At 73.2% G+C, this 22789-nt stretch carries 18 protein-coding genes and 1 pseudogene; 14 read left to right on the forward strand and 5 right to left on the reverse strand.

Features of this window, described 5'->3' with window-relative positions; genetic code table 11:
- Positions 1-123: 123 nt before the first annotated feature.
- The 4 genes from IO40_RS0118740 to IO40_RS0118755 all read left to right on the forward strand — a co-directional run bounded on the left by IO40_RS0118740 (position 124) and on the right by IO40_RS0118755 (position 4786).
- Positions 124-1137 (forward strand): polyprenyl synthetase family protein, encoded by a 1014-nt coding sequence (locus tag IO40_RS0118740; protein WP_016472777.1) that lies wholly within the window; start codon positions 124-126, stop codon positions 1135-1137.
- Positions 1138-1427: 290 nt separating this feature from the next.
- On the forward strand, positions 1428-2639 hold the full coding sequence (locus IO40_RS0118745) for a LolA family protein (RefSeq protein WP_016472776.1): 1212 nt from the start codon (positions 1428-1430) through the stop codon (positions 2637-2639).
- A 301-nt stretch (positions 2640-2940) separates the two neighbouring features.
- The gene (locus IO40_RS0118750) at positions 2941-3903 is read left to right on the forward strand and encodes an ABC transporter ATP-binding protein (RefSeq protein ID WP_031175781.1); all 963 of its coding nucleotides are present in this window, start codon (positions 2941-2943) and stop codon (positions 3901-3903) included.
- Positions 3890-4786, forward strand: a complete 897-nt coding sequence (locus tag IO40_RS0118755) for an ABC transporter permease (RefSeq protein ID WP_030409523.1) — start codon at positions 3890-3892, stop codon at positions 4784-4786. Before IO40_RS0118750 ends, IO40_RS0118755 begins: the two co-directional genes overlap by 14 nt.
- 24 nt (positions 4787-4810) lie before the next feature.
- On the opposite strand, the gene rarD is transcribed toward IO40_RS0118755, so the two are convergent.
- The 5 genes from rarD to IO40_RS0118780 form a co-directional block, all read right to left on the reverse strand.
- Entirely contained in the window at positions 4811-5809 is a 999-nt protein-coding gene (gene rarD, locus IO40_RS0118760) for an EamA family transporter RarD (RefSeq protein WP_016473494.1), read from the reverse strand.
- A gap of 223 nt (positions 5810-6032) precedes the next feature.
- Positions 6033-7160 (reverse strand): 2-oxoacid:ferredoxin oxidoreductase subunit beta, encoded by a 1128-nt coding sequence (locus tag IO40_RS0118765; RefSeq protein WP_031175782.1) that lies wholly within the window; start codon positions 7158-7160, stop codon positions 6033-6035.
- Entirely contained in the window at positions 7153-9090 is a 1938-nt protein-coding gene (locus tag IO40_RS0118770; protein WP_031175783.1) for a 2-oxoacid:acceptor oxidoreductase subunit alpha, read from the reverse strand. Before IO40_RS0118770 ends, IO40_RS0118765 begins: the two co-directional genes overlap by 8 nt.
- A 276-nt stretch (positions 9091-9366) precedes the next feature.
- Positions 9367-10038 (reverse strand): response regulator transcription factor, encoded by a 672-nt coding sequence (locus IO40_RS0118775; protein WP_030409525.1) that lies wholly within the window; start codon positions 10036-10038, stop codon positions 9367-9369.
- Between the two features lie 124 nt (positions 10039-10162).
- Positions 10163-11494 carry a sensor histidine kinase gene (locus tag IO40_RS0118780; RefSeq protein WP_031175784.1) on the reverse strand — a complete coding sequence of 444 codons (1332 nt, stop codon included), beginning with the start codon at positions 11492-11494 and terminating at the stop codon, positions 10163-10165.
- Positions 11495-11760: 266 nt separating this feature from the next.
- On the opposite strand from IO40_RS0118780, the gene IO40_RS0118785 reads away from it, so the two are divergent.
- From IO40_RS0118785 to IO40_RS0118830, 10 genes and pseudogenes are all read left to right on the forward strand, one after another.
- The gene (locus IO40_RS0118785) at positions 11761-12132 is read left to right on the forward strand and encodes an NADH-quinone oxidoreductase subunit A (protein ID WP_016473489.1); all 372 of its coding nucleotides are present in this window, start codon (positions 11761-11763) and stop codon (positions 12130-12132) included.
- Positions 12123-12788: an NADH-quinone oxidoreductase subunit B gene (locus IO40_RS0118790; RefSeq protein ID WP_033229178.1), complete on the forward strand. Its 666-nt coding sequence runs from the start codon at positions 12123-12125 to the stop codon at positions 12786-12788. Before IO40_RS0118785 ends, IO40_RS0118790 begins: the two co-directional genes overlap by 10 nt.
- Positions 12785-14143: an NADH-quinone oxidoreductase subunit C gene (locus tag IO40_RS33760; RefSeq protein WP_033229177.1), complete on the forward strand. Its 1359-nt coding sequence runs from the start codon at positions 12785-12787 to the stop codon at positions 14141-14143. Before IO40_RS0118790 ends, IO40_RS33760 begins: the two co-directional genes overlap by 4 nt.
- Positions 14143-15099 carry a complex I subunit 1/NuoH family protein gene (locus tag IO40_RS0118800; protein WP_374338618.1) on the forward strand — a complete coding sequence of 319 codons (957 nt, stop codon included), beginning with the start codon at positions 14143-14145 and terminating at the stop codon, positions 15097-15099. The genes IO40_RS33760 and IO40_RS0118800 overlap by 1 nt, the downstream gene beginning before the upstream one ends.
- Positions 15100-15230: 131 nt before the next feature.
- Positions 15231-15824 (forward strand): annotated as a pseudogene (locus tag IO40_RS0118805) (4Fe-4S binding protein); the annotation flags it as partial.
- 611 nt (positions 15825-16435) lie between these two features.
- Positions 16436-17125 (forward strand): NADH-quinone oxidoreductase subunit J family protein, encoded by a 690-nt coding sequence (locus IO40_RS0118810; RefSeq protein ID WP_031175787.1) that lies wholly within the window; start codon positions 16436-16438, stop codon positions 17123-17125.
- On the forward strand, positions 17125-17577 hold the full coding sequence (nuoK, locus tag IO40_RS0118815; RefSeq protein WP_016473483.1) for an NADH-quinone oxidoreductase subunit NuoK: 453 nt from the start codon (positions 17125-17127) through the stop codon (positions 17575-17577). Before IO40_RS0118810 ends, nuoK begins: the two co-directional genes overlap by 1 nt.
- On the forward strand, positions 17574-19616 hold the full coding sequence (locus IO40_RS0118820; protein WP_030409532.1) for an NADH-quinone oxidoreductase subunit 5 family protein: 2043 nt from the start codon (positions 17574-17576) through the stop codon (positions 19614-19616). The genes nuoK and IO40_RS0118820 overlap by 4 nt, the downstream gene beginning before the upstream one ends.
- 1 nt (position 19617) lies before the next feature.
- A complete protein-coding gene (locus tag IO40_RS0118825; RefSeq protein WP_016473481.1) occupies positions 19618-21207 on the forward strand; it encodes a complex I subunit 4 family protein in 1590 nt (529 codons plus the stop codon).
- Positions 21204-22775, forward strand: a complete 1572-nt coding sequence (locus tag IO40_RS0118830) for an NADH-quinone oxidoreductase subunit N (protein ID WP_016473480.1) — start codon at positions 21204-21206, stop codon at positions 22773-22775. The genes IO40_RS0118825 and IO40_RS0118830 overlap by 4 nt, the downstream gene beginning before the upstream one ends.
- Positions 22776-22789 lie beyond the last annotated feature (14 nt).

The following is a 22789-nucleotide window of genomic DNA, read 5'->3' on the forward strand; positions in this document are numbered from 1 at the left end:
GCGCGGGTACGCCGTCCGACAGGAGAGCCGAGAAGAAGGACCGAACCGCACCCGCCGGTGCCGCCGCCGGTGCCGGACAACCCGTACCCGTTCGTTCCACGTACGCAGACAGGAGTACCCCTCGTGACCGTCGTCGGGCCCTTCGGGCTGAGCGTGCGGGACCAGGCTCTCGAAGCCGATGTCCTGGCCGGGTTGGCGGCCGTCGAGGAGGGCCTCATCGAGGCCACCAAGAGCGACGTGCCCTTCATAACGGAGGCGGCACAGCACCTGGTGCGCGCCGGGGGGAAGAGGTTCCGGCCGCTGCTGGTCATGCTGGGGGCGCAGTTCGGCGACCCGCACGCGCCGGGCATCGTGCCCTCGGCGGTGGTCGTGGAGCTGACCCACCTCGCGACGCTCTACCACGACGACGTCATGGACGAGGCCGACGTCCGGCGCGGGGTGCCCAGCGCCAACGCCAACTGGGGCAACTCGGTCGCCGTCCTCACCGGTGACTTCCTCTTCTCCCGGGCCTCCCACATACTGGCCGACCTCGGCCCGGAGGCCGTCCGCATCCAGGCGCAGGCGTTCGAGCGGCTGGTCACCGGCCAGATCATGGAGACGGCCGGCCCCAGCGAGGGCAACGACGCCATCGACCACTACCTCGAAGTGATCGCGGGCAAGACGGGCTCCCTCATCGCCGTCGCCGGCCGGTACGGCGCCATGATGTCCGGCGCCGACGAGCGGACCGTCTCGGTACTCACCCAGTACGGCGAACGCATCGGGGTCGCCTTCCAGCTCGCCGACGACGTCCTCGACATCGCCAGCGACGAACACGAGTCGGGCAAGACCCCCGGCACCGACCTGCGCGAGGGCATCGCCACCCTGCCGGTGCTCTACCTGCGCGCCCGCGCCGCCGAACCGGACGCCACCCGCGAGGACCGGGAACTGTGCGCACTGCTCGACGGCGACCTCACCGACGACGCCCGGCTCGCCGACGCGCTCGCCCGGCTGCGTGTCCACCCCGCACTCGAACAGGCCCGCCGCGCCACCGTCCGGTACGCCGACGAGGCCCGCGAGATGCTGGCGCCGCTCCCCGACAACGCGGCCAAGGAAGCCCTCTCCGCGCTGTGCACGGCGGTCGTGGACCGGGCGGGCTGAGCCCCTGCCGGCGGGCCGCCCCGCGGCCCCGCGCCCCGGGACGTCCACCGGGTCGCGGCCCGAACTGGGGCCGCTCCTGCCACAGATGACACACCCGGACGCCAACCGAAAGGCGGAGGGCCGTCATCCCGGGGGAGTAGCGCGAATTGCCCCGGCGGCTGACGCGGTGAAGCGACGGATTTGTTGCCATGGGAGCACCACCCCGGCACCGATTCGGGTGAGAATGGCGGCGAGGGGTGGACGAGTGCGACCTTTCCAGCCGCCGCCGAGCACGGAGGTAGGACAGACACATGGCACAGATCCGACCGAACAACTCCCGGCGCAAAGCGGTGCGGTACGGCGTACCGGTCGCCGTCGCCGGAGTCGCCGCGGCGACCGTCGGCCTGGTACCCGCACTCGCCAGCTCGGGTGATCCGGACCTGCCGAAGATCAGCGCCGAGGAGCTGGTCACCAAGATGGCCAAGGCAGACGTGGACCACCTGTCCGGCACCGTGCGGATCAGCACCGACCTGGGCCTGCCGTCTCTGCCCGGCGGCTCCGGCGGCGGCGTGCACGGCCCCGGGGCCCAGGGCGAGGACGGCTCCTCGGCCGCACCGGACGCCTCGCCCGCGAACAAGCTGGCCGAGCTGGCCTCCGGCGAGCACACCCTCCGGTTCGCCGCGGACGGCCCCGACAAGCAGCGGGTCTCCGTGCTGGAGGACGCCGCCGAGTACAGCGTCATCCACAACGGCCGCGACCTGTGGGCGTACGACAGCGCCGCGGACGCCGCCTGGCACAGCACCGCACCCGAGGGGGCGCGCGGCCACGGGAAGAAGAGCGGCGGCGAGGGCAGGGCGCCGGCCGCACCGACCCCGCAGGAGGCCGCGAAGCGGGCCCTCGACGCGGTCGGCAAGTCGGCCTCCGTCAGCGTGGACGGCACCGCGAAGATCGCCGGGCGGGACGCCTACCAGCTCGTACTGCGGCCCAAGGACGCGCCGGACACCACCGTCGGGGCGATCCGCATAGCGGTGGACGCGGACAAGGGCGTTCCGCTGCGGTTCACCCTGGAGCCGAAGCAGGGCGGCAAGCCCGTCGTCGACGTCGCCTACACGAAGATCGACTTCGGCAGGCCGGACGCCGGAGGCTTCGACTTCACCCCGCCGAAGGGCACCAAGGTCACCGAGGGGAAGCCGCAGGCGGGCGAGGCCCGGGCGCACCGGAGCCCGGCCGGGCTGCCGGACCTGTCCGGGCTGGAGGTCGTCAACAAGTCCGCCGGGGACTGGAACAAGGTCGCCAAGTTCGACACCGGTATGCAGGGCGGTCTCGGCGACGGGAAGACCGGCGGCGAGGCCGGGCAGCTGCTGGACCGCTTCACCGACAAGGCCGAGGGCGACTTCGGCACCGGCCGCGTCTTCACCACCCGCCTGGTGAACGCGCTGATCACCGACGACGGCGAGGTCTACGTCGGCGCCGTCACGAAGGACGGTCTGGTCAAGGCCGCCGACCGGGACGCACGCAGGTAACCGGGAGGCGGACGCCCGTCGCGGCGGCGGAACGAGCAGCCGTCGCGACGGGCGGCACCCGGCCGCCGGCCGACGGAGGCCGCGCCGGACGGGAACGGCGTTTCCGGTCCGCCGTCCGGGGCGGACAGCCGCGCCGGCCCCGGGCCGGGGAAGGACAGCCGCGCCGGTCTGCGGGGCGGGGAAGGACAGCCGCGCCGGTCTGCGGGGCGGGGAAGGACAGCCGCGCCGGTCCCCGGGGCCGGCGAAAGACAGCCGCGCCGGTCCGCCGGCCGGACGAGGAGCTTCGTAGCGAGAGGGGCACATGAGCGAGCCGACCGCCGCACGCGACGACGACAGCGCGGTGATCTCCACCCGGGGTCTCACCAAGCGCTACCGCGGCGGCCAGCTCGCCGTCGACGCCCTCGACCTGACCGTGCCCCGCGGCAGCGTCTTCGGCTTCCTCGGGCCCAACGGCTCGGGCAAGACGACGACCATCCGCATGCTGCTCGGCCTCATCGAACCCACCGGCGGCACCGCGCACGTGCTGGGCGCACCCATGCCCGGCTCGGTACGGCAGGTGCTGCCCCGCATCGGCGCCCTCATCGAGGGGCCCGCCCTCTACGGCTTCCTCTCCGGCCGCGACAACCTGCTGCGCTACGACGCGGCCGACCCGACCGCGGACCCGGGCACCCGCGGCGCACGGGTCGGCCGGGCCCTGGAGCGCGTGGGCCTGTCGGCGGCGGCCGGGCGGAAGGCGCGCACCTACTCGCTGGGTATGAAGCAACGCCTGGGACTGGCCGCCGCACTGCTCCAGCCGCGCGAGCTGCTCGTCCTCGACGAACCCACCAACGGACTCGACCCGCAGGGCATGCGGGAGATCCGCTCCCTGGTACGCGAACTGTCGGGCGACGGCATCACCGTCTTCCTCTCCTCCCACCTGCTCGACGAGATCGAACAGGTCTGCACCCACGCCGCCGTCATGCACCGCGGCCGGCTCGTCACCCAGGGCACGGTCGCCGAACTGTCGGCGGGCGCACGCGGCAGACTGACCGTCACCACCCCGGACCCCGGTGACGCCGCCCGGGTGCTCAAGGAGCACGGTGTGACGGATCTGGTCACCGACGGGGAAGAGGTCACCGGCGATCCGCCGCCGGGCGATCCGGCCGCCCTGAACGCCGCACTGGTGCGCTCCGGCGTACGGGTGCGTGCCTTCGGCCTGCGGCGGGTGTCGCTGGAGGACGCGTTCGTCTCGCTCACCGGGGAGGGTTTCGATGTCGCGGGCTGAAGCACCGCCGGCCGGTGCCGCGCAGCATCCGGCCCCGACTGTCGGCGCCCTGTGGACTCTGGGGCTGTTCCGCAGCGAACTGCTGGTCACCTTCCGGCGCTGGCGCACCCTGGCCCTGCTCGCGGTGCTGGCCGCCGTACCGGTCGTGGTCGGCCTCGCGGTGCGCATCGAGACACGGGACGGGGGGTCGATAGGCGGAGGCGCCGAGGGAGGGCCCGCGTTCATCTCCCAGGTGACCAACAACGGGCTCTTCCTCGTCTTCACCTCACTGGCCGCCACCTTGCCGTTCTTCCTGCCGATGACGGTCGGTGTGGTGGCGGGCGACGCCGTGGCGGGCGAGGCGGGCGCGGGCACCCTGCGCTATCTGCTGGTCGCCCCGGCGGGACGGACCCGGCTGCTGGCCGCCAAGTTCACCGCCGTGCTGGCCTTCTGTCTGGTCGCCACCCTCACGGTGGCCGTCTTCGCCCTGGTCACCGGCGCCCTCCTCTTCCCCACGGGTGAGGTCACGCTGCTGTCGGGGACCTCCGTCTCCTTCGGCGAAGGGCTCGCCAGGGCGCTGGCCATCGCGCTGGCGGTCGCCGTCAGCCTGGTCGGTCTCGCGGCGCTGGGCCTGTTCGTCTCGACGCTGACCGACAGCGGTGTCGCCGCCATGGCGGCGACGGTCGGACTGCTGATCACGGTGCAGATCCTCAACGCCATCCCGCAGCTGGAGGCCGTCCAGCCGTTCCTCTTCCCGCACCACTGGCTCAGCTTCGCCGACCTGCTGCGGGACCCGGTCTACTGGGACGGCATCGTCAAGAACCTCGGCCTCCAGGCGGCCTACACGGCGGTGTTCGCCTCCGCCGCCTGGGCCCGGTTCTCCACGCGCGACGTCACCGTCTGACCGGCGGGCGGGCCCCCGCGAGGGTCAGGGCTTGGCCGCGGGGCGCTCGGGGGCCTCGGAGACCTCGGCCACCGCGGAGGCCGCACCCTCCTCGCCCTGGACGCGGGCGCGTTCGGCCGCGGCGCGCAGCGCGGCCCGGCCGCGGCGCGCGTTGCGCAGCGCGTCCCAGGTCAGGATGCACAGGGCCAGCCAGACCAGGCCGAAGCCCGCCCAGCGCTCCGGCGGCATCTCCTCGTGGAAGACCGTCAGACCCAGGACGAACATGAACGCCGGGGCCAGGTACTGGAGCAGCCCGATCGTGGACAGCGGCAGCCGCACGGCCGCGCTCCCGAAGAAGATCAGCGGCAGCGCGGTCGCCACACCGGCGCAGGCCAGCAGCAGGGCGTGGCCGAGCCCGTCCGTGGTGAAGGACGAGTCGCCGCGCACCCCCAGGTAGACGAGGAAGCCGAGCGCGGGCAGGAACTGCACGGCGGTCTCGGCGCTGAAGCCCTCCACGCCGTCCAGCTTGATGTGCTTCTTGATCAGCCCGTAGGTGGCGAAGGTCAGCGCCAGGCTGAGGGAGAGCCAGGGCAGCTTGCCGTAGGCCACGGACATCACGACGACCGCGAGGGCGCCGACACCGACGGCCACCCACTGGGCGGTGCGCAGCCGCTCCCGGAGCAGCAGCACGCCGAAGGCGATGGAGACGAGCGGGTTGATGAAGTAGCCGAGGGACGATTCGAGCACCATGTCGGCGCTGACCGACCAGATGAACAGTCCCCAGTTGAGGGAGATCACCGCAGCGGCCAGGACGACCAGGCCCAGGGTCTTGGGCCGGCGTATCAGCTCGGTCACCCAGGACCAGCGGCGCAGCAGTGCGAGGATCACCACGGCGGTCGGCAGCGACCACACCATGCGGTGGGCCAGCACCTCACCGGCTCCGGTGTCCGCGAGGGCGTGCCAGTACAGCGGGAGGAGCCCCCACATGCCGTACGCCGCGAATCCGAACAACAGACCGGTGCGCTGCGCGCTCTGCGTTGCCATGGGCCCTCCCTGTCTTCGGTTCCGGATCTGGCGTACCAGCCTGTCGAAGGTAGCGGGACGCATCCCCTCTTGTCATTTCCGTACCAGCTTATGGTCCTGTCATCGGCTCCGCCGCAGGCCGGCGGGCATCCGGTCGCAGGCCAAGAGGGTCGGAGGCGAGACATGACGCGGCCCGGCACCCGCGTGGGGTGCCGGGCCGTATCGGGTCCGTCGGTCGTCGGTCTCAGCCGACGACCGTCCAGGTGTCGTTGCCGTGCAGCAGCGCGGACAGATCACCCTTGCCGTTCTGTTCGACAGCGCGTTCGAGCTGGCCGGCCATCTCGTCGTCGTACACCGGCCGCCGCACGTCCCGCAGCACCCCGATCGGGGTGTGGTGCAGCGTCGTCGGGTCGGCGAGCCGGGAGAGGGCGAACGCGGTCGTCGGCGAGGCCGCCTGCGCGTCGTGCACCAGCACCCTGTCGGTGCCCTCCTCGCGGACGTCCACGATGCGCAGATCGCCGGTGGCCGGGTCGCGGACCACGCCCTTGGAGCCCAGCCCGTCCTCGGCCGGCGCGCCGAAACGGATCGGCTGCCCGTGCTCCAGCGGGATGACGGCCTCCTGCGCCTGCTGCTTGTCCTTGAGGACCTCGAAGGCGCCGTCGTTGAAGATGTTGCAGTTCTGGTAGATCTCCACCAGCGCCGACCCCGGGTGGTCGGCGGCGGCCCGCAGCACACCGGTGAGGTGCTTGCGGTCCGAGTCGACCGTACGGGCGACGAAGGACGCCTCGGCGCCCAGCGCCAGCGACACCGGGTTGAACGGGGTGTCCAGCGAGCCCATCGGCGTCGACTTCGTGATCTTGCCGGACTCCGAGGTCGGGCTGTACTGGCCCTTGGTGAGCCCGTAGATCCGGTTGTTGAACAGCAGGATCTTCAGGTTCACATTGCGCCGCAGCGCGTGGATGAGGTGGTTGCCGCCGATGGACAGCGCGTCGCCGTCACCGGTGACCACCCACACGCTCAGGTCCCGCCGCGAGGTCGCCAGACCGGTCGCGATGGCCGGGGCGCGGCCGTGGATGGAGTGCATCCCGTAGGTGTTCATGTAGTACGGGAACCGGCTGGAGCAGCCGATGCCGGAGACGAAGACGATGTTCTCCTTCGCCAGCCCCAGCTCCGGCATGAACCCCTGCACCGCCGCGAGCACGGCGTAGTCACCGCACCCCGGGCACCAGCGCACTTCCTGGTCGGACTTGAAGTCCTTCATCGACTGCTTGCCCACCGCCCGCGGCACCAGCGACAGTGCCTCGGACACCGGGGCCCCGGCCGGTGTGCCCGGGGCGGTCTCCTGCGTGAGACCGGGAGAAGTCTCAGCCATGTGCGAGGGCCTCCTTGAGTGCGGTCGCGAGCTGCTCCGCCTTGAAGGGCAGCCCTCTGACCTGCGTGAACGACTGGGCGTCGACCAGATACCGGGCGCGGACGAGGGTGGCGAGCTGACCGAGGTTCATCTCGGGGACGATCACCTTCTCGTACCCGCGCAGCACCTCGCCGAGGTTCCGCGGGAACGGGTTGAGGTGACGCAGATGCGCCTGCGCGATCTCGTCGCCGCCCTTGCGGATCCGCCGCACCGCCGCGGTGATCGGCCCGTAGGTGGAGCCCCAGCCCAGCACCAGCACCTTGGCGTTGCCGCCCGGGTCGCTCACCTCGATGTCCGGCACCTCGATGCCGTCCACCTTCGCCTGCCGGGTCCGGACCATGAAGTCGTGGTTGGCCGGGTCGTAGGAGATGTTCCCGGTGCCGTCCTGCTTCTCGATGCCGCCGATGCGGTGCTCCAGCCCCGGCGTACCCGGCACCGCCCACGGGCGGGCCAGCGTCTGCGGGTCGCGCTTGTACGGCCAGAACACCTCGGTGCCGTCCGCCAGCTCGTGGTTGGGCCCGGCGGCGAACTGCACCCGCAGGTCCGGCAGCTCCGCCACGTCGGGGATCCGCCACGGCTCGGAGCCGTTGGCCAGATAGCCGTCCGACAGCAGGAACACCGGTGTCCGGTAGGTGAGCGCGATACGGGCCGCGTCCAGCGCCGCCGTGAAGCAGTCGGCCGGGGTGGCCGGGGCCACGATCGGCACCGGCGCCTCGCCGTTGCGGCCGTACATCGCCTGGAGCAGGTCGGCCTGCTCCGTCTTGGTGGGCAGGCCCGTCGAGGGGCCGCCGCGCTGGATGTCCACGATGATCAGCGGCAGCTCCAGGGAGACGGCCAGACCGATCGTCTCCGACTTGAGCGCCACGCCCGGGCCGGAGGTCGTGGTGACGGCCAGCGAGCCGCCGAACGCGGCGCCCAGCGCGGCGCCGATGCCCGCGATCTCGTCCTCCGCCTGGAAGGAGCGCACCCCGAAGTTCTTGTGCTTGCTCAGCTCGTGCAGCACGTCGGAGGCCGGGGTGATCGGGTACGAGCCCAGATACAGCGGCAGGTCCGACTGCTGGGACGCGGCGACCAGTCCGTAGGACAGCGCCAGGTTGCCCGAGATGTTGCGGTACGTACCCGGCGGGAAGGCGCTGGAGGCGGGGGCGACCTCGTAGGAGACCGCGAAGTCCTCCGTCGTCTCGCCGAAGTTCCAGCCCGCGCGGAACGCCGTGATGTTCGCCTCGGCGATGTCCGGCTTCTTCGCGAACTTCGACCGCAGGAACGCCTCGGTCTGCTCGGTCGGCCGGTGATACATCCACGACAGCAGACCCAGCGCGAACATGTTCTTCGAACGCCCGGCCTCCTTGCGCCCGAGGTCGAACCCCTTGAGCGCCTCGACCGTCAGCGTCGTCAGCGGCACCTGGTGCACGCTGTAGCCGTCCAGCGAGCCGTCCTCCAGCGGGCTGCTGTCGTAGCCGACCTTGGCCATCGCCCGCTTGGTGAACTCGTCGGTGTTCACGATGATCTCGGCACCGCGCGGCACGTCGGCGATGTTCGCCTTGAGCGCCGCGGGGTTCATCGCCACCAGCACGTCCGGCGCGTCGCCGGGGGTGAGGATGTCGTGGTCGGCGAAGTGGAGCTGGAAGCTGGAGACACCCGGCAGCGTTCCCGCGGGGGCGCGGATCTCGGCCGGGAAGTTCGGCAGCGTCGACAGGTCGTTGCCGAACGACGCCGTCTCGGACGTGAAGCGGTCCCCGGTGAGCTGCATGCCGTCGCCGGAGTCGCCCGCGAACCGGATGATCACCCGGTCCAGGCGCCGGACCTCTTTGCGCTCGGCGTCGCGTCCGCTGTCCGGGCCCTCCTCGGAACCGGACTGTGGCCCGGCTGGGCTACTGACCTGACTGGTCACGGTGGATCGGACCTCCCTCAAGGCGGCGGCTCGTCAGCCATCGTACGTTGCTAAGGGTTGCCTTCCCCCAGCTGTTCCCATCGTGGACAGATTCCTGAGACATCCGTCCGTCGTGCTCGCCCCGTCGCCACCGTCCGCCCCCCTGCTGGAGGGTTCCTCAAGGACGCCCGGCCGCGACACGCCCACCGCGCCGCCGCCCCTGGCCACCGGCCCCGACGGTGTGCCCGGTCGCGCCGCGGGGCCCGACCGGGCCGCGCTCCGGCGCCTTCCCGCCGGTCAGGATTCGAGGTATCTGAGCACGGCCAGAACGCGACGGTGATCCGCGTCACTCTGCGGCAGCCCCAGCTTCAGGAAGATGTTGCTGATGTGCTTCTCGACAGCGCCGGCGCTCACCACCAGCTCCCCGGCGATCGCCGAGTTCGTCCGCCCCTCCGCCATCAGGCCAAGCACCTCCCGCTCCCGCGGCGTGAGCCCCGCCAGCGCGTCCTGTTTGCGGCTGCGGCCCAGCAACTGGGCCACCACTTCCGGGTCCAGCGCCGTGCCGCCCCCGGCCACGCGCCCGACCGCCTCCACGAACTCCCGTACGTCCGCCACCCGGTCCTTGAGCAGATAGCCCACCCCGCGGCTGGAGGCGGCCAGCAGCTCCGTCGCGTACTGCTCCTCCACGTACTGCGAGAGCACCAGCACGCCCAGCTCCGGATGGCGCCCGCGCAGCAGCACCGCCGCCCGCACGCCCTCGTCCGTGTGCGTCGGCGGCATCCGTACGTCCGCCACCACCACGTCGGGCAGCTCTTCCCGGGCGGCCAGTTCGTCCACGGTGCGCACCAGCGCGTCGCCGTCCCCCACCCCCGCGACCACCTCGTAGCCGCGGTCCGTCAGCAGCCGGGTCAGCCCCTCGCGCAGCAGTACGGAATCCTCAGCGATCACCACGCGCACCGGGCGCTCCACGCCTTCCACGTTCCCCACAGTCCCCCACTCGCACCACTGTCTACCGCCTCAGCATCCCAGACCGCCCACCGCTCCCCGTCCCGCCTGCCACCGGCCGCTCCCCGCCACGTCCCGGGACGGCCGCTCAGCGCCAGGGCAGTTCCGCGGTCACCGTCGTCGGCCCGCCCGCGGGCGAGTGCACCGCCAGCAGACCGTCCACCGCCCCCAGCCGGTCGGCCAGCCCCGCCAGCCCCGAACCGCCCTCCACCGAGGCGCCCCCCTTGCCGTCGTCCGTCACCTGGATCAGCAACCGCTGCCCGCTGCGCCAGATCTCCACCGAGCCCCGCCGGGCCGCACTGTGCTTGCTGATGTTCTGCAACAGCTCCGAGACGGTGAAGTAGGCGATCCCCTCGATCGCGGCGGCGGGCCGCTCCTCCAGCTCGACGCCGACCGTCACCGGCACCGTGCAGCGGGCGGCCAGCGCGGAGAGCGCCGGCCCCAGCCCCCGGTCCGTCAGGATCGCCGGATGGATGCCCCGCGCCAGGTCCCGCAGCTCCTGGAGGGCCAGCTTCACCTCGCCGTGCGCCTCCTCCACCACCGCAGCCGCAGCCCGCGGATCCTCCTGGAGCTTCTCCTTGGCCAGGCCCAGCCCCATCGCGAGCGACACCAGCCGCGCCTGCGCCCCGTCGTGCAGATCCCGTTCGATGCGGCGCAGATCGGCCGCCGCCGTGTCCACCACCAGTCCGCGGTCCGTCTCCAGCTCCGTCACCCGGGTGGCCAGCAGCGACGGCCCCAGCAGCCCGCTGACCAGCAGCTTGTCCACCTGCACCAGACCGCGGACCAGCCAGGGCGCGAGCAGGACGAGCACCAGCCCGACCCCGGCGACGGCCAGCTGCTCCGCCGCGCCGTCCAGCACCCGGGCCCCCTCCATGCGGGGCGAGGCGAAGGTGATGCCGCCGCCGCCCACCTGGAGGGCCGGGAGGTTCACGTACCGGGGGAACGTCCATTCCCACAGCGGGAAGGACAGCAGCAGCCAGCCCGCGCACCACGCCGTGACCCCCACGGCGGTGCTGAACAGCGACCAGGGCAGGTGCAGCAGCGAGTAGAGCAGGTGCCGCCACGAGGCGCCGCTGCGCAGCAGCGCGCCCATCCACGACATCACCCCGTCGGAGCGGCGCCCCGCCCGCACCGGCTCCGGCTCCGCCACCCGCAGCCCCAGCAGCGACCGCGCCCGGCCCCGCTCCAGATGCCCCAGCGCCCGGCAGCCGGCCAGCCCCACCGCCAGTACGGGCAGGCCCACGAACGTGACGAGCAGCACGGAGCCGAACAGCAGCGCCCCGGCCGCGTAGCAGAAGCCGATGCCCGCCGTCGGCAGCCCCGAGACGAGATACGTCAACTCGCGCCACGACTGCCGGGCCGCCGGGGCCCGCAGGACGAGGAGCCACCAGGGGCGGCGGGGGGAAGGAGCTGCGGTCATGGCCCCAGCATCCCCCGCCGTGGTCAGGCCGGGTAATACGGCCGGCGGGAGTCCCGCCGGTAGGGCTGGCCCCACCCCCCGGGCCGCCGCGCTCGGGCCGTCCCCGGGGCCGCGGTCCGCCGTACCGAAGCCGCGGTGCCGCCGTCCCGGGGACCGCTTCAAGCCGCCTGCGAGTGTGACGCGGCTGTCCTCTCCGAGTGCCGCAGGGCCTACACTCCGTGCGTACAGATCGTCGAACGTATACACCGACTCGGGACGGAAAAAAGGTGCCGGACTACTTCCACGGCTATTCGGTCGTCGGGCTGGTGGCCGTCGTCGGTGTGCTCTTCGTCGGTGCCGCCTTCTCCGCCGGCCGGCTGCTGCGCCCCGTGGTGCCCACCCGGGAGAAGATGCTGACGTACGAGTGCGGCGTCGACCCCGTGGGCGAGGGCTGGGCGCACACCCAGGTCCGCTACTACGTGTACGCCTTCCTGTACGTCGTCTTCGCCGTCGACTCGGTCTTCCTCTTCCCCTGGGCCACGGTGTTCGCCGCCCCCGGCTTCGGCGGGATCACGCTGGCGGAGATGTTCGTCTTCCTCGGCTTCCTGGCCGTCGGCCTGCTGTACGCGTACAAGAAGGGCGTCCTGGAATGGACGTAACGCACACCCCGGACCCCGCCGAGCCGCCCCGGGCCGAGGGCCGGCCCCGCCTCGGGCTGCTCTCCCGCCTGGCACCCGAGCCGATGAAGGTCGTCCTCAACTGGGGCCGCCGCTACAGCCTCTGGGTGTTCAACTTCGGGCTGGCCTGCTGCGCCATCGAGTTCATCGCCGCCTCCATGGCACGGCACGACTTCATCAGGCTCGGCGTCATCCCCTTCGCGCCCGGGCCCCGCCAGGCCGATCTGATGGTCGTCTCCGGCACCGTCACCGACAAGATGGCCCCCGCCGTCAAGCGGCTCTACGAGCAGATGCCGGAGCCCAAGTACGTCATCTCCTTCGGGGCCTGCTCCAACTGCGGCGGCCCCTACTGGGACTCGTACGCCGTCACCAAGGGCGTCGACCAGATCATCCCCGTCGACGTGTACGTGCCCGGCTGCCCGCCCCGGCCCGAGGCGCTGCTCCAGGGCATCCTCAAGCTCCAGGAGAAGATCGCCGCGGAGTCCACCGCCGACCGCTACGCCCGCGGCGCCGGCCCCTCCGCCGCCGCCCTCACCAGCGGCCTGGTCACCCCGCCGGAACCCCCTGGCACCGCCCCGCGGCAGACGGAGCGCGAACAGTCCGCCGCCGGCCGCGACGGCGAGGAGGGCCCACGGTGACGCCGCAGCCCCCGCACCCGGACCCCGCCTCCCCGCACCCGGGCTGGCTGCCCCGCGCCGCCGAAGACCTCTTCGGTGAGGGGGCCACGGCCGCCGAGGCGTACGGACTGCTCACCGTGGACGTCCCCGCCGCTTCCTGGATCAGCGCCCTGACCGCCGCCCGCGACGAGCTGGGCTGCACCTTCTTCGACTGGCTCAGCGCGGTGGACGAGCCCGGCACCGGCTTCCGCGTCTGCGCGCACCTGGTGGCACTGCACGCCCCCGGCGCGGCGGCGGGTGTGCGCGCCCTCCTGCTGCGGACGACCGTGCCGCACGAGGCCCCCGCCCTGCCGACCGCCACCGGCGTCTACGCCGGCGCCGCCTGGCACGAGCGTGAGACCCACGAGATGTTCGGGATCGACTTCCCCGGCCACCCCCACTTGGTGCCGCTGCTGCTCCCCGACACCTTCGAGGGACACCCGCTGCGCAAGGACTTCGTGCTCGCCGCCCGCGTCGCCAAGGCGTGGCCCGGCGCCAAGGAACCCGGCGAGTCGGGGCACGGCGGCCCCAAACGCCGTCAGATGCTGCCCCCCGGCGTGCCCGACCCCAACGAATGGGGACCGCTCAAAAGCACCCTCCCCGCCGCCCCCACCCGGGAACGCCCGCGCCGCGCCGCCGGGGACGCCCCGCGCCGCACCCGCAGCGCCGGGGCCGGCTCCGCCTCGCAGCGCCAGGGCGCCGACGGGACGGAGAGCGCCGAGGCGGCCCCGCGCAGGCCCCGCCGCAACCGCTCCGCCGGTGAGGGCTCCGCCTCGCAGCGGCAGGAGGCCGCGTCGGCGCAGGGCGCCGACGCGGCGGAGAGCGCCGAAGCGGTGGAGAGGGCCGAAGCCGCCCCGCGCAGGCCCCGGCGGGCCCGTTCCGCCGGTGAGGGCTCCGCTTCGCAACGGGCGGCCCGGCAGGGGACACCGGACACGACGCCGCCGGCGCCCGAGGACCCCTGGCCCCAGGACAACGCACCCCAGGACACCGCGCCCGAGGACACCGAAACGGGGAACGCGGCGTCCGACGATCGGCGCACGGCCGACCGTGAGCGCGGCCGGACGGACGCCGCACGCCGCCGTACGCCCCGCTCCACCGACGCACCCTGGCACCACACCCGGCCGGAGACCGGCACCCCGCCCGGGGCCGGCACCCCGCCGGAAGACCCGGGGGAGCCGCACCGGTCCGGGCCCGGCCCGGAGACGGACGCCGGGCCTGACGCTGCATCGGGCGCCGGATCGGACGCCGGGCCCGATGCGGCATCGAGCGCCGGGTCGGACACGGGGTCGGGTGCCGGGTCGGACGCGGCCGAGGACGACCGGGGGTACGGAGACTGATGGACGTTCTCGATGTGACCGTCCGGATCGTCGCCGTCCTGCTCGCCTTCCTCCTCCTGCCGCTGCTCGTCGGGCAGGCGGAACACAAGGTGATGGCCCACATGCAGGGCCGGGTCGGGCCGATGCACGCGGGCGGCTTCCACGGCTGGGCCCAGCTCGTCGCCGACGGGGTGAAGTTCGCGCAGAAGGAGGACATCGTCCCCGACGGCGCCGACCGGCGGGTCTTCCAGCTCGCTCCGGCCCTCGCGCTGATCCCCTACCTCCTGGTGCTGGTCGCGATCCCGGTCGCACCCGGCGGCGGGGTGGCGCAGGCGCTCGACGCCGGCATCTTCTTCGTGCTGGCCGTCATGGGCGTCGGCATCCTCGGCTCCCTCATGGGCGGCTGGGCCTCCGCGAACAAGTTCTCGCTGCTGGGCGGGCTGCGCACCGCCGCCCAGCTCATGGCGTACGAGCTGCCGATGCTGCTGGCCGCCGCCTCCGTGGCGATGGCCGCCGGCACCCTCTCCCTGCCCGGCATCCTCGGCGTGTGGGAGTGGTGGTGGCTGCCGTGGCAGCTCGTCGGTGGCGTCGTCTTCTTCACCGCGGGCCTCGCCGAACTCCAGCGTCCGCCGTTCGACGCCCCCGTGGCCGACTCGGAGATCATCTTCGGCGCGTACACGGAGTACACCGGGCTGCGCTTCGCGCTTTTCCTGCTCGCCGAGTACGCGGGCATCGTCGTCCTGTCCGCACTGACCGCCGTGCTGTTCCTCGGCGGCTGGCACGGACCGTTCGCGGACGGCCTGGGCTGGCTGTGGATGCTCCTCAAGACGGGCGTCCTGGCGTTCGGCGTCATCTGGCTGCGGGTCAGCTACCCGCGGCTGCGCGAGGACCAGATCCAGCGGCTGGCCTGGACGGCGCTCGTTCCGCTGGCCCTCTTCCAGATCGCCCTCACCGGTGTCGTCAAGGTGGTGATGTAGCCGTGTCCCCGACGCCCCCCGAGGGCGCGCCCCAGGCGGGGGCGGACCGCTCCGCGCAGGGACGCTCCCGCTCGTCGCGCGGGGCCTTCGGCTCCGGGCTGGCCAAGGGGCTCGCCGTCACCCTGCGGACGATGACCCGGCGGTCGGTCACCGAGCACTACCCGGACACCCAGCCCGAACTGGCGCCCCGCACCCGGGGCGTCATCGGTCTGTTCGAGGAGAACTGCACGGTCTGCATGCTGTGCGCCCGCGAGTGCCCGGACTGGTGCATCTACATCGACTCCCACAAGGAGACGGTGCCGCCCGCCGCACCGGGCGGACGTGAGCGCAGCCGCAACGTCCTGGACCGGTTCGCCATCGACTTCGCCCTGTGCATGTACTGCGGCATCTGCATCGAGGTGTGTCCCTTCGACGCGCTGTTCTGGTCGCCCGAGTTCGAGTACGCGGAGACCGACATCCGCGAGCTGACCCATGAGCGGGACAAGCTGCGCGAGTGGATGTGGACGGTGCCCGAGCCGCCACCGCTGGACGAGGGCGCCGAGGAGGCCAAGGAGCTGGCGGCGGCCCGCAAGGCGGCGGACAAGGCGGCGCAGGCCCAGGCGGCAGCCCGCACGGAGACGGCCGCCTCCCGGCCCGCGACGGAGCGGCCTGCGGCGGAGCGCCCCGTGAAGGAGCAGGCGCGTGGAGACCGGCCCGCGAAGGAGCAGGCGGCGAGGGAACGCCCTGCGGGGGAGCACTCTGCCAAGGAGCGCCCCGTGAAGGAGCGCTCCGTGAAGGAACGCCCCGCGGGGGAGCGGCCCGCGAAGGAGCAGGCCGACAAGGCGCGGGCCGCGGCGGACGAACTCGCCGCGCACCGTGAGCAGCCGGCCCAGCCGACCGGACGGGATCCGGAAGCCCCGCGGCGGACCGGAGCGGAAACCGCCCGGCCGGACATGCCGGATGCCGACCAGCCGACCGGGCGGGAGATCACCCGCGAGGACACGACGGACCGCACCGACGGCGCGGACACGGCCCCGGACGGCCGCACCGACGGCACGGACACGGCTCCGGACGGCCCCACCGGCGGGGAACGCGGCGCGGGCACGGCCCCGGACGACCGCGCCGGCGGTACGGACCCGGCTCCGGACGGCCCCACCAGCGAGAAGCGCGGCACGGACACAGCCCCGGACGACCGCACCGACGGCAGGGGCACGGCCCCGAACGACCGCACCGGTGACGCGCGCGACGCCGGTTCCGGCCCGGACGACCGGGGCGGTGACCGGTGAGCCTCGTGCAGTCCCTCGTCCCGCAGGCCCTCGCCGCCCCACAGGCGGCGTCCCTCGCGGAGGCCCGGCCCCTGGCGGCCGGGCACCCCGGTTTCCTCTCCCCGACCGGGGTGGAGATCGTCTTCGTACTGGTCGGGCTCGTCACCCTCGGCGCCGCGCTGGTCGCCGTCACCACCAAGCAACTGGTGCACGCGGCGCTGTGGCTCGTGGTGGCGCTCGGGGGGATCGCCGTCGAGTACCTGCTGCTGTCGGCCGAGTTCATCGCCTGGGTGCAGGTGCTCATCTACGTCGGTTCCGTCGTCGTCCTGCTGCTGTTCGGACTGATGCTGACCAAAGCACCCATCGGGCGCTCGCCCGACGCGGACTCGGGCAACCGGTGGGTGGCGTCGGCCGTCTCCGTCGTCTCGGCGGCGGCCCTGGTGACGGTCGTCGTGGACGCCTTCCGCACCACGTGGATCGACCTGGACCGGCGCACCGGCCCGGGGGAGGGCTCGACGGAGGTGACCGGCCAGGCCCTCTTCCGGCACTGGGTGCTGCCCTTCGAGGCGCTCTCGGTGCTGCTGCTGGCCGCGCTGGTGGGCGCCATCGTGCTCTCCAGACGACGCACGGCGGCGGACACCGCGAACACCGCGAACACCGCGAACACCGACAACACCGACAACACTGCGGGCACGGCAGGCACAGCAGACGTGACAGAGACGGCCGAGGCGGGGGAGACCGCCGACGCGCGCGCCACGGACCGCGCGGCGGGTGAGCGCTGATGCACCTGGCCTATCCCGCGGTCCTCGCCGCCCTCCTCTTCTGCGTCGGCCTGTACGGCGTCCTCGCGCGCAGGAACGCCGTTCTCGTCCTGATGGCCGTCGAGCTGATGCTCAACGCCGTCAACCTCAATCTGGTCGCGTTCGACGTCTGGCTCCGCGACACCCTGCACGCGGGCCAGGCGCTCACCCTGTTCACCATCGCCATCGCCGCGGCCGAGATCGGCATCGGACTGGCCGTCGTGCTGCTGGTCTTCCGCAATCGCGGCAGCGCCGACGTGGACAGGCTCAGGGACCTGCGCGAGGACGACGGCCCGCCCCGGGGCGGGCCCGGCGGCGGGTCACGACGAACGGGACGGGACGGCGACAGCCCGGCGCCCGCCACCGACAACGACGCCGAGAGCGGTCCCGGCCGGGAAGTCCGGGGCCCCGCCGCAGGGAGGCGGCCCGCTTGAGCACCACGACCCTGGCAGCGCTCGTCCCCGCCCTGCCCGCACTCGGCGCGCTCGCCGGACTCCTGCTGGGCCGCCGCGCCCCCGGGTTCGTCCGCCCGCTCGCCGTGCTGCCCACCCTGACCGCCGCCGTGCTGGCCGTCCTCGTCGCCGTACGGCAGGGCGGCGGCGCGCCCGTGCGGGCCGCGACGGAACTGGCCCCGACGGGCAACGCCGCCCTGCCGGTACAGCTCGCGCTCAATCTCGACGGTTTCGCCGTGCTCGTCGCCGTCCTGGTCGGCGTCGTCGCCACCTGCGTGCAGCTGTACTCGACGGGCTATCTGCGCGACGACCCGCGCTACTCCTCGTACGCGGCGCTGGTGTCCCTGTTCACGGCGGCGATGTTCCTCGTCGTCTACAGCGACGACCTGATCGTGCTGCTCGTCGGCTGGGAGGTCATGGGCATCTGCTCGTACTTCCTGGTGGGCCACTACTGGGAGACGGCCGCGGCGCGTTCGGCCTCCCTCAAGGCGTTCCTCGTCACCAAACTGGGTGACGTGCCGTTCCTCATCGGCATCCTGGCGCTGGCCTCGGAGACGGGCAGCTTCCGCATCAGCACCGTCGTGACCCGGCTGACCTCCTCCCTGTCGGGCTTCGAGCTGACCCACCCGACGCTGATCGCGCTGCTGCTGCTCGCCGGGGTCGCGGGCAAGTCGGCACAGTTCCCGCTGCACTCCTGGCTGCCCGACGCGATGGCCGGCCCGACACCCGTGTCGGCGCTGATCCACGCGGCGACGATGGTCGCGGCGGGCGTCTACTTCGTGGCCCGCCTGCTGCCGGTTTTCACGGCCTCCGCCGCCGCCCTGACGGTGCTGGCGGTGCTGGCCGGCCTGACGATGACCGGTGCGGCACTGGCCGCGCTCGCCCAGGACGACATCAAACGGGTCCTCGCCTACTCGACGATCAGCCAGCTCGCCTACATGGCCGCCGCGCTCGCCGTCGCCGACCGGGGCGCCGCCGTCTTCCACCTGCTGACCCACGGCGCGTTCAAGGCCCTGCTCTTCCTGGCGGCCGGTGTCCTCATCCACGCGGCGGGCACCAACTCGCTGACCGTGATGGCGCGCACCGGAGGGATCGCGAAACGGGCACCCGACGCCTGCTGGACGATGAGCGTCGCCCTGCTGGCCCTGGCCGCCGTCCCGCCGTTCGCCGGGTTCTTCTCCAAGGAGGCCGTCCTGGCGGCTGCCGAGCACGCCGCGTTCGGCACCGCGCACGCCCCCTTCCACGGGGCACACGCGGCGCCCGCGGTCGCCGGGTGGGTGGTGCTGGCCGCCGGACTGCTCACCGCCCTGCTGACCGCCGCCTACGCGACACGTCTGTGGCTGCTGGCCTTCCGCGGTGCCCCGGCCGCGGCACCGCTGGCCGTGGACAGCGAGAAGGCCGCCGAGGGCGTCCCCGAGGAGGTGCCGCAGCAGGCACCCGAGACCGCACTGGCCGAACCGGCTCCCGTGCACGTCCACGACGGGCCGCGCATGCCGCTCGTCATGAACGCCGTCCTGTGGGTACTCGCCGTGCCCTCGATCGCCCTCGGGCTCGGCTTCCTCGCCCTGCCCGACTGGTTCGACGGCGCCTCCCTCACCCCCACCCTGGCCACCTCCGTCCTGGCCACCGGGGTGACCCTGGTGGGCGGGCTCCTCACCTACGCGACCTGGCGGCACAGCACGGCGCTGGCCGCCCTCCGCCCGGAGCACGACGCCGACCCCTCGGTCATGCTGCTGGGCCCCCTGCACCGGCACGCCGCCGCGGGCTTCCACCTGGACGCGCTCGCCGACGCCGTGGTGGTGCGGCCCATGGCCAGGGCGGCCCGGCTGGTGCGCTTCTTGGACCGCGAGGTCGTCGACACCTATGTGGCCGGCGCCGCGGGCGGCTCCCGGCTGCTGGGCGCCGCCGTGCGGCGCGCCCAGACGGGCAACGTGCAGACCTACCTCGGCGCGCTGCTGACCGGCTCCCTCGTGGTCGCCGTGATCGCCGTGGTGGCCGCGACCGGAAACGGAGGGGCGTGACGTGATCCCGCTCGACGACACCGTCCTCCAGGCGCTCCTCGCCGCCGTCGTCGCCCTGCCGCTGCTGGGCGCGGTGGCCGCACTGCTGCCCGCACCGCCAGGACTGCGCGGGCGCGGCCCCGAACAGGCCGTCCTGCGGCACGGTGTGACGGTCACCGGCGCGGTCCTCGTACTCACCGTCCTCCTGGCGCTCGGTTTCGACCACGACCATCCGGGCGTCATGCAGGCCCAGACGGACGTGAGCTGGATCCCCGCCCTGGACGTACGCCTCCACCTGGGCATCGACGGCATCTCCCTGCCGCTGCTCGTCCTCACCGCGCTGCTGACGTTCCTGTGCGCCCTCCACAGCTACGCAAAAAGGCCGCAGGGGCCCCGCCCGCAGGCGTTCGTCGCCCTGCTGCTCCTGCTGGAGTGCGGCACGCTCGCCACCTTCGCGGTGCTCGACCTGGTGCTGTTCTTCCTGGCGTTCGAGACGGTGCTCATCCCCATGTACTTCCTCATCGCCCGCTGGGGCGGCAAGGACAGGGGTCCGGCCGCCTGGAAGTTCGTGCTCTACACGCTGCTCGGGTCCGTCGTGATGCTGCTCGGCCTGCTCGTGCTCGGCGGCAACGCCGGCACCTTCGACATGGTGCGGCTCGCCCAGCAGCACGGCTCCGGACTGAGCCACGGCACCCAGGTGGTGGCCGCCTTGGCCATCGGGCTGGGCCTGGCCGTCAAGGCACCCATGTGGCCGCTGCACAGCTGGCTCCCCGACGCCCACACGGCGGCGCCCACCGTGGGCTCCGTCCTGCTGGCCGGAGTGCTGCTGAAAATGGGCACCTACGGGTTCGTACGGATCCTCCTGCCGGCCGCACCCGAGGGAGCGCACACCTTCGCGCCGTACCTGGCGGCCTTCGCCGTGGTCGGCATCATCTACGGATCGCTCGCCTGCCTCGCCCTGGCCCGCAAGGGCGCGCAGGGAGACCTCAAACGGCTCATCGCCTACTCCTCGGTGGGCCACATGGGCTTCGTGCTCCTCGGCGTCGCCACCCTCACCCACACGGGTGTGAACGGCGCCCTCTACGCGAACATCGCGCACGGCCTCATCACCGGGCTGCTGTTCTTCCTCGTCGGCGCCCTCAAGGACCGGACCGGCACCAGCGACCTCGACGCCCTGGCCGGCACCACCGGAGCGGCCCTCTACGGCAGAACACCACGCCTGGGCGGCCTGCTCGCCTTCGGCGCCGTCGCCTCCCTGGGGCTGCCGGGACTGGCCGGCTTCTGGGGCGAACTGCTGGCACTGCTGGGCGCCTACCACCCGGCCCCAGGACTGAGCAGGCCCGCCTACGCGGTCTTCCTCGCCCTGGGAGCGCTCGGCACCCTGCTGACGGCCGCCTACCTGCTCCTCGTCGTACGCCGGGTCTGCATGGGCGACCCGGCCACGAGCAGTCCCGCGGGCTCCTCCGCCGCCCTGCCGGACGTCCACGGGCACGAGTACGCCGCATGGGTGCCGCTGGTCGTCCTCACCGTCCTCGCCGGGCTGTGGCCCGCGGCCCTCCTGGGGCTGACCGACCCGGCCGTGCAGAACCTCCTGCCAGGAGTGACCCGATGACCGCGCCCACCCCCTCCCCGGGTACGCACGACCTCGCCGCCGGCGGCGCGCACAGCCTGGTGCAGAGCGTCGACTGGGTGGCCGTCGCGCCGCCCGTGATCGTCGCCCTGGCCGCGCTCGCGGTGCTGGTGGCCGACCTGTTCCTCACCGAACGCCGCAAGAGCCTGCTGGGCCCGCTGTCGGCCGCCGCCCTGGCCCTCTCCCTGCTGGCGCTCCTGCCGCTGACCGGCGGGCGCCGCGCCACGTTCTGTACGACCGCCGGCCCGCGCGCGTGCAGCTACGTCGTCGACACCTTCACCCTCAGCATCCAGCTCCTGGTGCTGGGCGCCGCCCTCGTGACGGCCCTGCTGTCGATGACGGCCGTAGCGCAGGAGCGGCTGCCGGCCGGGGAGTTCTGGTTCCTGCTGCTCTCCTCCGCCTGCGGCGCCGCACTGCTGCCCGCCGCGCGCGATCTGGCGACCCTCGTCGTCGCTCTGGAGGTCGCCTCCCTCCCCGCCTTCGCACTGGTCGGACTGCGGCGCGGGAGCCGGCTCTCCTCGGAGGCGGCGCTGAAGTTCTTCCTGTCGTCCGTGACGGCCACGGCGGTGATGCTCCTGGGCGTCAGCTTCGTCTACGCGGCCACCGGCAGCATGCACCTGGAGACCGTCGCCGAACGGCTGCCCCACACCGACAGCCGGCTGGGCACCCTCGCCGCCGCCGGTGTGGCGCTCACCCTGATCGGATTCGCCTTCAAGACGGCCGCCGCGCCCTTCCACTTCTGGGTGCCGGACACCTACGTCGGCGCCCCCGTACCGGTCGCCGCGTACCTGTCGGTCGTCGGCAAGGCGGCCGGTTTCTCCGGGCTGATCCTGGTCGCCGTACGCGGCTTCCCCCCCTACGCCCACGCCTGGGGGCCCGCACTGGCCGTGCTGGCGGCGCTCACCATGACCGTCGGCAACCTGGGCGCCCTGCGGCAGCGCACCGACCGCGCGCACGGTGCGGTGCGGCTGCTGGCCTGGTCCTCCGTCGGCCAGGCCGGCTACCTGCTGGTGCCGCTGGCCGCCGCGGGCCACCAGGACCACCAGGGCCACCGGGACGCAGCGGTGGGCGCCACGGTCGCCTACGCGCTGATGTACGCGGTGGTCAACCTGGGCGCCTTCGCCGTCGTCGCCGCCCTCCGGCACCGTGGCGACGACAGCGCCCAGGACGGGCGGCTCGACCAGTACCGCGGCCTGGCGCGCAGCCACCCGTTCGCCGCGGCGGCGCTCGCCTTCTTCCTGCTGTGCCTGGCCGGGCTGCCCCCGGGGATCATCGGTCTGTTCGCCAAGGTCACCGTCTTCTCGGCGGCCGTGGACGCGGGCCTGGGCTGGCTCGCCGTGGTCATGGCGGTCAACGTCGTCATCGCCCTCGTCTACTACCTCACCTGGCTGGCGCTGCTCTTCCGGCCCGCGGTGCAGCCGACGGCGGGGAGAGCGCGGTGGCTCCCGCTGCCGCTGACCGTCACCATCGCGCTGACCGGAGTGCTCGCCCTCGCACTCTCCGGCGCCCCGCAGCTCGTCCTCGGCTTCGCCGCCACCACCCTGTTCTGACCCGCCGGCCGCCC

The sequence above is a fragment of the Streptomyces albus subsp. albus genome (assembly GCF_000725885.1).
Classification (GTDB): domain Bacteria; phylum Actinomycetota; class Actinomycetes; order Streptomycetales; family Streptomycetaceae; genus Streptomyces; species Streptomyces albus.

Excerpts from the sequence above, each read along its gene's own strand:
- IO40_RS0118745 (WP_016472776.1), top strand. The coding sequence starts at position 1,428 with ATGGCACAGATCCGACCGAACAACTCCCGGCGCAAAGCGGTGCGGTAC.
- IO40_RS0118750 (WP_031175781.1), top strand. The coding sequence starts at position 2,941 with ATGAGCGAGCCGACCGCCGCACGCGACGACGACAGCGCGGTGATCTCC.
- IO40_RS0118755 (WP_030409523.1), top strand. The coding sequence starts at position 3,890 with ATGTCGCGGGCTGAAGCACCGCCGGCCGGTGCCGCGCAGCATCCGGCC.
- rarD (WP_016473494.1), bottom strand. The coding sequence starts at position 5,809 with ATGGCAACGCAGAGCGCGCAGCGCACCGGTCTGTTGTTCGGATTCGCG.
- IO40_RS0118765 (WP_031175782.1), bottom strand. The coding sequence starts at position 7,160 with ATGGCTGAGACTTCTCCCGGTCTCACGCAGGAGACCGCCCCGGGCACA.
- IO40_RS0118780 (WP_031175784.1), bottom strand. The coding sequence starts at position 11,494 with ATGACCGCAGCTCCTTCCCCCCGCCGCCCCTGGTGGCTCCTCGTCCTG.
- IO40_RS0118790 (WP_033229178.1), top strand. The coding sequence starts at position 12,123 with ATGGACGTAACGCACACCCCGGACCCCGCCGAGCCGCCCCGGGCCGAG.
- IO40_RS0118800 (WP_374338618.1), top strand. The coding sequence starts at position 14,143 with ATGGACGTTCTCGATGTGACCGTCCGGATCGTCGCCGTCCTGCTCGCC.
- nuoK (WP_016473483.1), top strand. The coding sequence starts at position 17,125 with ATGCACCTGGCCTATCCCGCGGTCCTCGCCGCCCTCCTCTTCTGCGTC.
- IO40_RS0118830 (WP_016473480.1), top strand. The coding sequence starts at position 21,204 with ATGACCGCGCCCACCCCCTCCCCGGGTACGCACGACCTCGCCGCCGGC.